This is a genomic window from Desulfomarina profundi, assembly GCF_019703855.1.
Taxonomy (GTDB): domain Bacteria; phylum Desulfobacterota; class Desulfobulbia; order Desulfobulbales; family Desulfocapsaceae; genus Desulfomarina; species Desulfomarina profundi.
Genome location: NZ_AP024086.1, coordinates 2,011,756 through 2,025,626, shown reverse-complemented (window position 1 = coordinate 2,025,626; position 13,871 = coordinate 2,011,756). Strand labels below are relative to the sequence as shown.

General features: G+C 41.8%; 12 protein-coding genes. All 12 read left to right on the top strand.

The window, feature by feature from the left end; translation table 11 throughout:
* The first annotated feature begins 8 nt into the window (after positions 1-8).
* The 12 genes from LO777_RS09380 (at position 9) to LO777_RS09325 (ending at position 13,796) form a co-directional block, all read left to right on the top strand.
* Positions 9-1,664: a FecR domain-containing protein gene (locus LO777_RS09380; RefSeq protein WP_228857217.1), complete on the top strand. Its 1,656-nt coding sequence runs from the start codon at positions 9-11 to the stop codon at positions 1,662-1,664.
* Complete coding sequence (locus tag LO777_RS09375; RefSeq protein WP_228857216.1) at positions 1,665-3,917, top strand: CHASE2 domain-containing protein; 2,253 nt, start codon at positions 1,665-1,667, stop codon at positions 3,915-3,917.
* Positions 3,918-4,250: 333 nt separating this feature from the next.
* The gene (locus tag LO777_RS09370; RefSeq protein WP_228857215.1) at positions 4,251-4,823 is read left to right on the top strand and encodes a peptidylprolyl isomerase; all 573 of its coding nucleotides are present in this window, start codon (positions 4,251-4,253) and stop codon (positions 4,821-4,823) included.
* Positions 4,823-5,389, top strand: a complete 567-nt coding sequence (locus tag LO777_RS09365) for a methyl-accepting chemotaxis protein (RefSeq protein ID WP_228857214.1) — start codon at positions 4,823-4,825, stop codon at positions 5,387-5,389. The genes LO777_RS09370 and LO777_RS09365 overlap by 1 nt, the downstream gene beginning before the upstream one ends.
* 12 nt (positions 5,390-5,401) lie before the next feature.
* Positions 5,402-5,995 carry a hypothetical protein gene (locus tag LO777_RS09360; RefSeq protein ID WP_228857213.1) on the top strand — a complete coding sequence of 198 codons (594 nt, stop codon included), beginning with the start codon at positions 5,402-5,404 and terminating at the stop codon, positions 5,993-5,995.
* Entirely contained in the window at positions 5,992-6,687 is a 696-nt protein-coding gene (locus LO777_RS09355; RefSeq protein ID WP_228857212.1) for a tyrosine-protein phosphatase, read from the top strand. Before LO777_RS09360 ends, LO777_RS09355 begins: the two co-directional genes overlap by 4 nt.
* Positions 6,688-6,771: 84 nt before the next feature.
* The gene (locus LO777_RS09350) at positions 6,772-7,227 is read left to right on the top strand and encodes a hypothetical protein (RefSeq protein ID WP_228857211.1); all 456 of its coding nucleotides are present in this window, start codon (positions 6,772-6,774) and stop codon (positions 7,225-7,227) included.
* Between the two features lie 41 nt (positions 7,228-7,268).
* Positions 7,269-8,462, top strand: coding sequence for an outer membrane beta-barrel protein (locus tag LO777_RS09345; RefSeq protein ID WP_228857210.1), 1,194 nt, complete (start codon positions 7,269-7,271; stop codon positions 8,460-8,462).
* A gap of 117 nt (positions 8,463-8,579) precedes the next feature.
* On the top strand, positions 8,580-9,482 hold the full coding sequence (locus tag LO777_RS09340; RefSeq protein WP_228857209.1) for a polysaccharide biosynthesis/export family protein: 903 nt from the start codon (positions 8,580-8,582) through the stop codon (positions 9,480-9,482).
* A gap of 15 nt (positions 9,483-9,497) precedes the next feature.
* On the top strand, positions 9,498-11,018 hold the full coding sequence (locus LO777_RS09335; RefSeq protein ID WP_228857208.1) for a GumC family protein: 1,521 nt from the start codon (positions 9,498-9,500) through the stop codon (positions 11,016-11,018).
* Entirely contained in the window at positions 11,018-12,232 is a 1,215-nt protein-coding gene (locus LO777_RS09330) for a polysaccharide biosynthesis tyrosine autokinase (protein WP_228857207.1), read from the top strand. The genes LO777_RS09335 and LO777_RS09330 overlap by 1 nt, the downstream gene beginning before the upstream one ends.
* Positions 12,222-13,796, top strand: a complete 1,575-nt coding sequence (locus LO777_RS09325) for a tetratricopeptide repeat protein (RefSeq protein WP_228857206.1) — start codon at positions 12,222-12,224, stop codon at positions 13,794-13,796. The genes LO777_RS09330 and LO777_RS09325 overlap by 11 nt, the downstream gene beginning before the upstream one ends.
* Positions 13,797-13,871: the final 75 nt, after the last annotated feature.

Here is a 13,871-nt window from a genome sequence, read left to right as displayed (position 1 = left end):
AATATTGCATGTTACTTAAAAATCAAACAGGAAAGCTGTTTTTCTTTCTGTTGGTATTGTTGTCTTTTTCTGTTTCACCTTGTCGCTCCGAAACTCTAATTCCGATAATTGTAAAGGATGGTAGTAACCTTACACATATTGCCAGGGATTACTGTAATTCTCGTGACGACTGGAAAATTCTTGCCCGAATTAACAGGATTAATCCTCCCTTTACTGTTTACCCCGGACAGACATTGCAGGTGCCTCTTTCCCTTCTATTGACTGAAAAGCTTTTTGCAAAAGTAGATTCGGTCAGTGGGGGTGTTTTCGTTCTGAAAAACGACAATACACTGATACCGTTGAAAAAAGGTGATCATGTAAGGCCAGGTCAGACTGTGGTGACAGAAGAGGATGGATTCGCATTTCTTATTTTCCCCGATAACAGATATACCCGGCTTGCCGGAGGAACCAGATTTTCCATGACGTACCTGGTTCGCCTGACTGACGACAGCATGAAGGCTGAATTTTTTCTTGAAAAGGGTCGTATTGTTCATTCTGTGAAATCAAGGCTGAAACGAAATGAAACATTTTTTACGAAAACTCCTGTATCTGTCACAGGCGTCCGCGGGACAGAATTCAGAATGAAAGTCACTGGCGGAAATGCCAATATTATTGAAACAATTAAGGGTATTGTCGGGGTTCAGGCATCTGGAAAAACAATTGCGGTGGAAAAAGGCAAAGGATTGAAAGTCATAGCCGGGGAACCACCCCGGCAGCCCCGGGATCTGCCACCGTCTCCACCACTTCCAAGGCTTGCCTCTGTATATAAAACTTTGCCGGTTGTCCTGACTGTTCCGGGGCTGGAGGCAACAACATCCCTGCGATTGCGTGTTGCAACTGATTCAGAAGGAATGCATACCGCTTTCGAACAGCTTATAAAAGCTGGCCAACAGTTTACTCTCATGGCCCTTGAAGATCGTACTTACTACGGGTATCTGACGCAGATTGATGAACGACATTTCGAAAGTCTGCCCACAGGACCTTTTGAGATCAGAGTAAGAACAGTTCCATCCGCGCCGATTATTACTGATTCCCTGGAAGGGAAAACACTTTTTAAGAAAAATATCAGCCATAAATGGCTCAGGGGGGCTGAGGCAGGTAAGTTTTTTATTCAACTGGCAAGGGACCGGAATTTTAAGACAATAATTGAAGAAAAAATTCAGGAAGAGAGTGAGTATACAACAGCGGAACTGACTCCAGGAGAGTATTATTTCCGTCTTCAGGCAATAGCTGATGACGGTTTTCATTCAAATTTTTCACGGGTTGATTCCTGGAAAATTGTAGAACAGCCCTCGCTGGACAATTTTGAACCGGTGACCGGGAAAAATGTTGTCTTGCGCTGGGAATCCATGGGAGATGGAATTGTTTATGATTTTCAGGTTGCCAAAGACAAGGAATTTCACAGTCTTATAGTGGATAAGAGTGGTCTTGTGGAGCCCTCTTTCCAATTCATTGATTACCTGGAACCGGCGAATTATTACGTAAGGGTTCGTGGAGTCCTCAGTGATGGTCAGGTCAGTCCCTGGACGCCTTACCAGGTTCTCACAATTGAACAGGAACCTTTCGGGATACTCGATGCCGGTGTGGCTCTTTTTTTTCTGACCTGCCTTGTCATCATTTTATAGATGCATCGTCTTCGGCCCTATAACCGTTTTCTCAGTCCTTTTCTGACAATAATGTTCTGTCTGCTTGTGGGAAGAACAGAGATCTATCCCTGGTTATCGGATATAGCCCTGGATCTGCTTTTTAATATTCGGGGAACAGCTGAAACCAGTCAGTCAATTGTCATTGTCGGTGTCGATGAACACTCATTGAAAAAATTAGGAGCCTGGCCTTTTGACCGGCGGGTTCATGGCCGACTCCTGGGTAAACTCAAGCAGGCAACAGCAATTGGATTTGATATTCTTTTTGACAGGCCGGCAGTAGGAGATGAGTATTTTCGCAGGGTTGTCAGCGAGAGTCCTCCCGTCAGTGTGGCAATAGCCGGTGATTATAACGGCAGGATGATTTTTCCAAGCCCTTCTCTTGGCAGCAAAATTAAAAAAGGTCATATTGAGACAATTCTCGGTACCGCTGGCCGGGTGAAGCAGGTTGTGCTGAAACCGCCCCATGGGTTCCCTGTTCTCGCTCTCTCAGTTTATGGTGAAGATGCTGTCTCTTCCTGGAGCAATCTTTTTGAGCCCCGGATAATAAACTTTTATGGTCCAGAATTTACATTCCTCTATGTTTCTTATGCTGATGTCCTTTCGGGGGAGATAAAACCGGAATTTTTTAAGGACAGGTATGTTCTGGTGGGTGCCAGAGCTCGAGCCCTTGGAGATGTTCATCTTATTCCTTTCAGCAGAAAATATCCCCTGCCTGGAGTGGAGGTGCAGGCAACAATTCTCAATAATTTGTTGGAAGAGAGTTTTCTGCAACCGCTGTCATGGCTCAATTATCTGTATATTCTGGTAATTTTTCTCATCGCGCTCATCGTATGGCCCGGTGGGAGAGTCAGACGGAACCTGCTGGTTCTTCTTCTTTGTGGAGGAATCATTTCTCTTGTTGCTATTGCCGGTTTTCATGGTGGTCTGTTTATAGATCCGTCGATTCCTCTCTTTGTTTTGCTGACTGCCTATACATTTCATCTTGTTGTCCAGGGATTCTGGGTGGCTCGGGAGCTCGTTGCTGAAATCAAATGGTTGGAAAAACAGCTGAAAGAAGGGGTTGAACAGGTTTATGAAACATTGCCGACGGTTTTTCAGAAAAAGAAGGGACAGTCTGGTGGATATTGGTCCGGAGGTTTGAGGAATCATCTCTTTGTCATGCAAGAAAGTATACGGGCACTGACGTTGCAGCACCATTTTGTCAATCATCTGTTGAGCAAAGAGACGCCACCACTTGCCCTGTGGGAAAAAGGCAGTGGGGAAATGGTTCTGACAAATACCAGTTTTACTTCATTCTGGAACGAAGTTTCTGGAAATAAAGCAGCATTACCCGGTTTTGAAGAGTTCCTGTCCTTTCTTTCAGAAAAGCAGCCGGAAGATGAAAAAAATGAGGTATTGCAGTTGGATTCACTTTTGGCGCATGGAGACAGGGTTGTAGATATCGATCTGTTACAGGGAGGGTGGAAAAGATATTGTCGTGTTCTTCTTCATGGAGTTGATAATCCTGTATCATGTTTTCACGGAATTCTCGCAAGTTTTACGGATGTTACTGAAATAAAGGAACTGGAACGGTTAAAAGGGGAAGTCATGAATATTGTTTCCCATGAACTGAAACTTCCACTTACAACAATTCTCGGATATGGAGAGATGCTCACAGTATCTCTGGAAAATGACGAAAAGATGTATGCTGAAGAGATTTGTTCCCAGTCGAGAAGACTTGGAAAAATGATCGAGGATTTCCTCGATATTGCCAGGGTCGAAAGTGGAAGATATAAAATAAACAGATTTCCCCTGGATATGCTGAGCGTAGTATATGACGCCAAAAGTGCAATAGAGCATATGGCCGATACAAAGGATATTGACCTGGTGATCAAGGTCCCTCACAGGGTAACTCCGATTCTAGGTGATGAGCCTCTGCTGACCCAGGCCATTTTGAATCTACTTGACAATGCAGTTAAGTTCAGCCCGAAAAAAAGCAGAGTGGTTTTTTCAATGTCTGAACAGGAAGAACACCTGTTACTTTCGGTCAGGGATGAGGGTCCTGGTGTAGCCTTTGCGGATAGAAAAAGAATCTTTCAGAAATTCAGTCGAGGGGAAGTTCAGCCGGAAGAAAAAGGTTTTGGCCTTGGGTTGAGCTTCGTGAAACAGGTTGTTGATGGGCATGAAGGCAGCATTGAAGTGGTTTCGGGAAATGAAGGAGGTTCTGAATTTGTAATGATTTTACCGAAGTAGGATTGCCAGTTTCCAATTACTATTTCCAGCAGTTTCATTTTATGTTTCAACTTTTCGTCTCCAATCTCCTGATTAAATAATTTATCTGGTGTTCGGTCTGGTACTCAAACCGAAAAATATTTTTGTTATCAGTGTTTCTGTAAGAAAAGAAGCAGTAAAAATGGGTATTTCTACCTATGGCATATCATATGTAATGGTGGTAATAAGTACGACTGGTTCGCAATAGCCACTAAATATTGAGCCTTTTTAGTCTGCTCTGTTGGTGAGTGCCAGGTAGGGTGGTAACCACAATAAGAAAAAAGCTTGTGCATGGAATTGGAACAGGGAATTAGGTTGAAATATACGATTTTAATAATGGGGATAGTTTTTTCTCTGTTTGGATGTTCTGGAGATTCGGCAAAGGAAGAACATTTTTTAGTACGGGTTAATGACTACAGAATATCTCGTGATGATGTGGATGCAATGCTCAAATATGAGGCACAGCTTAACAGCAATTTTTACTTATCTGAGGACACCCGGGCAAATTTCATAAAAGACCTTATTCAGACGCAACTGCTTATCCAGGAAGCAAAAAAAAGGGAGCTGGATCAGCGGGAAAGTTTTCGTCAGACAATTCAACGGTATTGGGAAAGTACTCTTATCCGTGATCTTCTGCAGGAAAAAGGAACTCAGATCCAAAAAACGGTTATTGTCTCCGAAGAAGAAATTGAGGCATATTATAAAAAAAATAAAGATAATCTTCCTGAAGGGCGTGAAGAGGAAATGAAAAAGGAAATAGCGCGAATTCTGGAACAGAAGAAGGTAACAGCGCGCCTGGAAGAATGGATCGAGGATTTAAAGGCCGGGGCCGTGATAGAAATACAGGACCCTGGATTGGCGGAAAAAGTAAATCAAAAAAGCAACTGATGGATGAAAAAAGATCTCTGAATCTGAAAAGAAGACAGTATTTCATTAACAGACAATTTCAGACCCGTTTCATTTTGAAGTTTATTGTTGTTTTACTTTTTGGTGCAATCCTGTCAACGATTATCACTATAGTTTCCACTCAGGAAACGCTGACATCAACATTTAACGGTTCCAGGCTGGTAATAGAGAAGACTGCTCTGGCAATTCTACCTTCTGTCATAGTGACTAATATTATTACCACTGCGGTGGTTGGTATAGTGGCTCTTCTGCTGACTCTTGTCATATCGCATAAAATTGCAGGACCGATGTTTCGTTTTGAAAAAGATCTGGAGGATATTTCGCAGGGAGATTTGAGGAAGGAAGTGCGGATCAGAAATGGAGATCAGTTTACCGGTGTGGCTCAAAATCTCAATGAAATGGTTGGCAGTTTGAATCGAAGACTTTCCGATGTCAGGTTGCAGTTGGAGAAAATATCTGAAAATGCAGCAGCTCAGAATGTACCACAGGCTTTTCTGGATGAGTTGGAAGAATGTCGAAAGAGTATCGACTCAAATTTCAAACTGTAATAAAGTTGGACAATGCAAAGCAGAGTAAGTGTAATATTATTAGCTCTTTACACGTTTCTGTTTCTCTGCGGAGTTGATCTGTTTTTCTGGCATGAGGAATGTGGTGCCAACACCGGGAAATATAAAGTCGTCACAAAACATACTTCGTTGGTTTTTAATTCCCGAGAAGATATGGTGCTTTTCAATAATGCGATAGATTACGAACCAAACACGTCGCTCTCCGATTTTTTCAGTTCATCGAATTCTTTAGATCAGGAAAAAGAACTTATACGTAAGGTTGACTTGCTTTTTGAAAAGGTTCAGGCAATTCTTGACATGAGAAAAAGGATGCGAAAAGTTCGGGTTCGACTTTTTTCAAACTCTGACCAGTTGAAGAGAGCCTACCGGAAGATATTTGGGAAAAAATGCCATATTAGAGGGTGGTATGTGTATGATTTTAATACAGTATTTCTGAATGTCAGAGATGTCCATGAGGGTATGCTGGCTCATGAATTAGGGCATGCGATTATTGATCACTATTTAACTGTACGCCCTCCCAGGGCAACGGCCGAAATCTTGGCAAAATATGTGGATAAGCATTTGTTTGATGAGGTGAAGACGTATTGATTGACATTCATTGTCATATTTTACCGGGAATTGATGATGGTCCTCGGGATCTGAAAACAGCGTTAAAAATGGCTCGTTTAGCGGCCAAGGATGGAATCACTGAAGTTGTCGCCACGCCACATTGTTTTGATGGTGTCTATGATTGTCAGCAATATGATATCAGGAACCTCTGTAAAGATTTTGATATTATTTTACAGCGGGAAAATATTCAATTGCGGGTAGTTCCTGGTGCGGAAATACGATTAACACCTGAGTTTTTAGATCTGGTTGAGCAGGATAAGATACTTACACTCGGAAATTTTGGGCGAGATGTACTTCTCGAATTACCTGATGTTTTTTTACCTGGTGCGGTTTATGAATTATTCAAATTGTTGCGTAACAAAAAAGTTAGGTGTATAGTTGCTCACCCTGAAAGGAATTCATTAATTTTGTCTAATAACCAGATATTAGAAGGGATGGTGAATGCGGGGGCCTCCCTGCAGATAACCGCAGGCAGTTTGACAGGCATTTTCGGAAAAGAACCCCAGGTACTTGCGCGCAAAATCCTGGAAATGTCCTGTAGTCGATTCCTGGCTTCAGATGGTCATTGTATTAAAAAACGAAAGCCTGTTATGGCAAAGGCAATAAAAATTGTCAGGAAACTGGTTGGAGATGAAATAGCCCGGAAAATGGTTTTGATGGAATTCAATTGAGGGTATGACTGGTCGAGTTATGGATTTCAGTTATGTCGGATAGAGTGTATCCGGCTTTTTGTAATTATTTTAGAGGAGTGAGGCATGCAACAACGGAGGGCTGGAAAAATTGTTCATATCTGGTTAATGGCTGTGTCGCTGGTTTTTCTGACCAGTGTATTTTCTTTTGCAGCTGTTGAGTTTGATGTCTCGGCGATTGAGGCGGAAATTGTAACTGCTGTGGCAGGTGGGGCGGACCCGGTTCTCGCCGCAAAAGAGGCAGTTGCCAAAGCTGTCAGGGATATTGTCACCCGCAATCCGAATTATCCGGGTGGGCAGCAGGCGCTCAGTGCAGCTATTATGCAGGCTCTGGAAAACATAACAATAACCGGACTTGACGATACAGATCTGTTTGTATCTGCAAACCATGCTCTCGGTAAGTCTGTTGATCCTGCTCTTGAAGCTTACGAAGGTCCGGGAAACCGGGCGGGAAGGCCACCTAGAAATCGTCCCGGTACTTTTGGTCCGGGAGGAAAACCACGACCGGGCAGTCCGACATGATCAGGAGTATATAAAAGTATTGATTATTTTGTGGGGGGCGCATGGAAAAACTGAGAATGTCTATATTGTGGAAAGCTTTACTGGCAGGGAGTGTGTTGCTGATATTGTATGGTTCTGCTGTGGCGAAAATAATCATTCAACCGAAGATTCACAGTGGAGTGATGAATAACTCGAATTTCTGGAAAGCCGAAAATGATGAGGTATCTGTAAATACCTATTATACAAAACCTGGTATTGTTTTCGGATATGAAGCCCCGAAAACTGAAATTTCAGTCGATGCTACCGTGGATTTTCAGTGGTTTGATGACCAGGATACTCCTCCTGCAGGTGTAAGGGATTCCAGTGATGATAATTTTGTTGGGTTCACAGGTGAGTTGAAGGCAAATCATCAGCTTACGGATCGCCTGAATATTGGTATTGCCGACCAACTGTATGTAACAAGAGATCCGGCACGATCCGATGGCAACAGTAATTCTATTGCCCGGGATAAATATACAATCAATTATCTTGAGCCGAGTATATACTACGAGTTTGCCGATAAATTCGGTTTAATGACCAAGTACCGACACACAATCACTGATTATGAAAAAGGTCTGGAGGATTCCAATGAACATCGGGGAATTTTTGATCTGTTCTATATTTTAAACAGAAGTGCAGCCGTTTACGTGGATTATCAGGTATGGCAGAGAGAATATGATCAGAACTCCAATGACTATGTATCCAATTTGGTGTCATTGAATTATGAACATGAATTGAATTACTTCACTCTCAAGGCAGGTGCTGGATATCATCATCGCAGTTTTGATGAAGGTGGACTTAGTGATCTCGATCTTTTTTCGTGGAAAATCCAAATTAAGGGCATGGATCCGGATTCCACTCCCAAAACGACACGAAGTCGTATTGGGTTGTTTGTTGGTCAGGAAATGAATGATGATGGTACTGGGGACAATTATTTCACTGCTTCATACGTCAGGTTTGAGGGAGGTTACCGTTTTTTTGAGAGGCTTGAGACATCAGTAAAAGCGGCCTTTCAGAACAGTGATTATGATACGGATGCCCGTGACGAGGATACTTATCTAGCCGCACTGCGTCTGGCCTATTCACCTGTGGATTATTTAACGTTTGGTGTGGAAGCCGGTTTGGAAACCAGAGATTCGAATGTTGCTGGTAATGATTATGACGACACCTTTGTCATGTTTACTCTGGATTTTGATTACGATTTAGGCAGCAGATAGATTCACAAGAGGAAGACGATTTAAAAAATCGATGGGGAAGAAAACTTCTTCGTCGATTTTTTTTGTTTTTCCTTGCAGGTTTTTTTCATTTTGCATTGTAGTGGAGGTATTTGGAACATGAAGGGAAAGGGATTCGGCTTATATACTGCAGTGTCAGTTTTATTTCTTTTTATTTTGCTGACGGGAGAGTGGATTAGTGCAGGAGAAAGCTATTCTCTGGGACCAGGAGATATTATATCTGCTTTTATTTTTGCAGGTGGAGAGCAGCAGATTGCCGTTGATCTGACTGTTTCTGACAGGGGGTATGTCAATTTCCCCTTTATCGGATCCATAATGGCCCGGGGTATGACAAGCAGTGAACTGGAACATGCTGTTTCCATACCCCTTAAGAAAGATTATTTTGTTGATCCGCAGATCCATATCCGAATCAAGGAATACCACAGTCTTCATTTTTCAATCTCCGGAGCAGTGAAAAAGCCAGGTAAATATGAAATGAAAGCGGCAACGACGATAATGGACCTTATCGCCAAAGCTGAGGGAGTTACCCTGGAACGTGGAAATATTGCCTATATCTTGCGTGAGAGTCTTGACTTTACAGGAAAGAAAAAAAGCGACAAGGAAAAAGGTGCAGAGAAAGGCTATCAGCCGATTAAGGTGAATCTTCTCAAACTTCTGGATGAGGGTGACATGTCACACAACATAACACTTGTCCCGGGAGATTCCGTATATATCCCTTTGGCAAAGGGGTTAAACCAGGATGAATCAAAAGTGTATGTATCAGGAGAAGTAAAAAAGCCAGATCTATATACTTACCAACCAGGATTGACGGCCCTCAGCGTCTGTATAATGGCTGGAGGTTTTGATAAATATGCTGCCCCCAACCGAACAACAATTGTAAGGATTGAAAATGGAGAACAGAAAGTGATTAAAATTGATTTGGAAGAGGTAATCAAGGGCAAGATCCAGGATCTTCCCCTGAAGCCGGGAGACCGGATCAATGTTCCGGAATCTTGGTTGTAAAGGGGGAGGTTAAGGATGGAACCGCAAAAGCTTCCGGAAGAAATACATTTATCTGATTACTGGGATGTCATTAAAAAGAGAAAAGGACTGGTTATAGCATTTATACTGGGGACTGTAACTGTGACCATGGTTCTCAGTTTTATGATGCAACCGGTATACCAGGCCTCTGCCAGAATGGCTATTGAACGGGAATCTACAGCTTCGCCTTTGACCGGCCAGAGAATGGAATATATTGATGCACGATCCCAGAAACTTACTTTCAATACTCATTTTACCTTGATCAAATCCAAGCCGGTAATTCAGAATCTATTAAATGAACTGGAAACGTCACAGGAAGCGTTGAAACTTGCTGGTGATGAAGTGTCGACTAATGTAATAAAAGAAGTCCTTGTTCGACTGAAGAATGGTGTAAAACGGTTTAAAAATAATATCCGGCTTTTGTTGAAAATCAAGAAAGTAGACCTTTCTGGACAGGAGCAGCTCGATCAGCAGATTTCTGCAATTCAAAAGAAAATTACCATAAAAAATATTCCGGAGACCCGTCTGTTGACGATAAGTGTAATGGATAAAAATCCGGAAATGGCAGCGAGGCTGGCTAATCTTCTCGCCAAAAAATATATAGAATTTGACCTGGCAAGCAGGCTTTCATCTGCAAACCAGAACCTTGAGTGGCTGAATAAGGAAGTCTATGCCATGAAGAAGCGCCTTGAGGACGATGAAAAGAAGTTTTACGAATACAAGCAGCTTCATAAGGTGTTTTCTCTTGCCGGGAAGCAGAGAGTTATTGATCAGAAGATAGCTGAACTCAATAATGAGTACCTGGAAACAAAAAATAAACGACAGGAACTGGACGCAAAACTGGAAGAGATTAATAAGAAATCGATTGAAAGAAGTGATATTGCCCATATCAGGTCAATTTTAGATAACAGGGCTATTGATGATATTTATTCAAACCTCACAAATCTTGAATTGGAGCAGAATCGACTTGCCAAGGTATTTAAGGCAAAACATCCGAAAATGATACAGGTTTCAAGTGAGGTTGCCAAAGTTCGGGCAAAATTGAAGGCGGAACTGACCAAAGAGATTGAAAACCTGAAAGTACAGCGGACTGTGCTGTTTAATCGCGAGCGGGTGATGCAGGCAAATATTGCGGAATTTGAGCAGGATGCTCTGGATACCAGCGGTAAGGAACTGACGTATACAATTTTGCAGCGCAATATGGATACCAGTCAGAACCTGTATGATACCCTTGTGGCAAAAATGAAGGAATCAGGAGTTGTCACTGGTAGCGCCTCCTCAAATATTCGTATTGTTGAACAGGCAACAGCCCCTCTTGTTCCAGTAAAACCAAATAAAAATAAAAACTTTCTTTTAAGCCTGATCCTCGGTTTGTTTGGAGGAATTGGCATTGCGTTCTTCCTGGAATACTTAGACCAAAGTATAAGAACAGAAGAGGATGTGGAAAATTATCTTGGTTTACCTGTGCTTTCAATCATACCAGAAGCTGACAGGAATGACAGGGGAGGGTATTATTGATGTTAAAATTGCGAACAACAAAGAAAGACATGCCGGGGCGGGAATCTCTTCTTGTAAATTATTCCACAAAATCAAGATATGCAGAAGCTTATCGAACTTTGAGAACCAATATATATTTTTCGCTGATGGAGAAGGATCTCAATTCTCTGGTTATCACAAGTTCTCTCCAGGAAGAGGGAAAAACAACTACTGTTGCCAATCTAGCTTATACGATATCACAGACTGGTAAATCAGTATTGATGGTTGATGCTGATCTGCGCAGACCGGGGTTGAGTTCTCGATTCGGTGTGAAGAAAGCTGTGGGTTTTTCTAATATCATTGCAGATATCCTGGGTAGACCTGTAAATAAAGGTGAAATAGCCGACTATGGTTTGAGGGATCTGATTCAACTCAATTCTCTGCAGCAGCGAACTTGTGTTTTAAATATCAGCAATAAAGAGAACGAAATAGCTCTCTATTTTTTAAAGGGTGAGCTGGTTGATGTTTTTTGGAAAAACAGGCCTGATTCCAGAAAGCTGGCTAATACCCTTGTCAAGGAAAAGCTGCTGAATGAAACTGAGGCAAATCTGGCTCTTGGACACCAGAAAAAATCCGTTCGTAGATTAGGATCAATATTGTTGACTCTTGGGCTTATTGACGAGAAGGAACTCAATAAAATCCTGTCTGTTCAGGTAATGGAGGCTTTCAGAATTGCGGTGGAAATGGAAAGCGGAACGTTTTCTGTCAATCCGATATCAGAAGATGAAATACATTTGGCTGAGTTGCAGACAGTTAATTTTTCTCAATTGACCAGGGAGCTTTTTTCAGCAGATATCTATAGTCCTTATATTCGCAGCAACATAGAATCGAATATCCTGCCAACGGAAGAAAAAAACCTTTTTCTGTTGCCTTCCGGCAGTATTCCCCCGAATCCTTCGGAATTGATCGGTTCGGCTAAAACTTCTTATCTTCTATCCCAACTGAAAAACAGGTTTGATGTTGTTGTTATTGACAGTTCACCTGTAATGCCTGCAAGTGATGTGCTTTTGCTGGCAAAACAGGTGGATGGTGTTGTTGTAGTTGTTGAGGCGGGAAAAACAAATCGGACTGTTGTGAAAGATGTTACTCAGCAACTCAGCAAGGCCAAGGCGAACATTCTCGGGATCCTTCTTAATCGAGCCGATATGACAAAAGGATCATATTATAAATATTATCAGACCTATTATGGCAGTTAATTCAGATGACAGACGTCAGTATGTCTATGGAATATTTCGTGTTGTAATCCTTGTCTGTGTTTTCATTTTAATTGTGTCCCTGTTCAGGGTTACTGTTGCTCGATATTATTGGCAGCTTGCAGAGGAAAACCTCAGCAAAAACTATGTTTCCGAGGCTGTTAATAACATAAGTGGGACGGTTGCATGGTTGCCTGGAGTTTTTTTTGTAAATGATTTGATTCGTTTGAATATTCTCAAAGGAGATATCTCTTTCAAGCAGGCTGAGATTTCACCTGATATTGGTTCCTTTCTGGAAAAGTTGCTTGAAGCTGAGCAATATTATCGTAGAGCCGCGGGCCTGGATCCGTTGAATATTGATGCATTCACCGGCCTGGCCAGATCTGTCAGTAGTATTGAAAGAGTTTTTCCATTTGTAAAAAAGGCGCCTTACACAAAAAAGGCCTTGCCGCTCTTTCAGTACCTATTGAATTTGATGCCGGCAAATATTTATACCCGTACATTATTCATACAATATTGTTATAAAAATAAATTGTCCAGCGAGCTGGTTCATACTCTTGGAGATACACTATCCATATATCCACCCCTTTATTTTCAGTTAAAAAACCAGGTTTTTTATTCTCCGGCAATGCATAAAATAGTGAGAGAATCTCTCCTGCGGGCTGCTCATGGTCGAATTTATCCAGCTGCTGCCTACAAAGGTCTTTCTGATCTCTCATCAGTGGAAGGTGATTATAAAGCGGCACTTAAGTACCACCAACAGGTCATGCCGTATTGGAACAGCACAGATTTGTCCGGTTATTATCTTTCACTGGGTCGTCTGTATTGCAAGGCTGGTATGTTTTCTGAGGCAGAAAATGATTTTCTCCTGGCATTGAATGGCAAGAGTGAAGACAAATTGTTGAGCAAAATCTGGTACATTTACAAGAATGAAAGCAGGTGGAATGAATTTATGGCTTTTATTCAGAAAGTAAAAGATCGATGTCGTCCATCTGATATAGTGGAGATTTTATCAGCACGATGCCTTATTAAAATGAATCGATATGAGCTGGCCACTTCCCATCTGTTGAGAGTTTCGTCCTCCAGGTATAAAGCTGAAAGCCTGTATTTACAGGCGCGAATTGCAGAGTTGAGAAAGAACTGGGATGAAATGGAATTGAAAATTCAGAGAGCAACTGTACTGAATCCTGAAAATACAACTTATCATCTGACTTTTTCCAGGTCTTTACAACGGCAGAAAAAGTGGTTGCAGGCAGAAAAAGAAGCAACACAGGCAATTTATTCTTCAAGCAGAATGAATCCATGGCTTTATAATCATCGTGCATGGATACGATGGAATATGAAAAATTATAGCGGAGCTCTCTCTGATTGGGAACAATCAACTGAAATATCGCCTCAAACTGCTGATTTTTATTATCATCTTGCCATGGCATATGAAAAGGGAAATAATCTTTACGAGGCTGTAAAAAAAATTGAAAAAGCCCTGAGAATCAAACCGGGAAATAAGAAATATCTAAACAGAAAAGCCATCCTGCAAAAAAAGCTGAAAAAGACAGAAGATAATTGACAATGAATCAGACAATAAATCCCTTCAGCAGGATAGCCAAATACTCTCTCTATCTGATCCTTCTGTTCTGTCCTC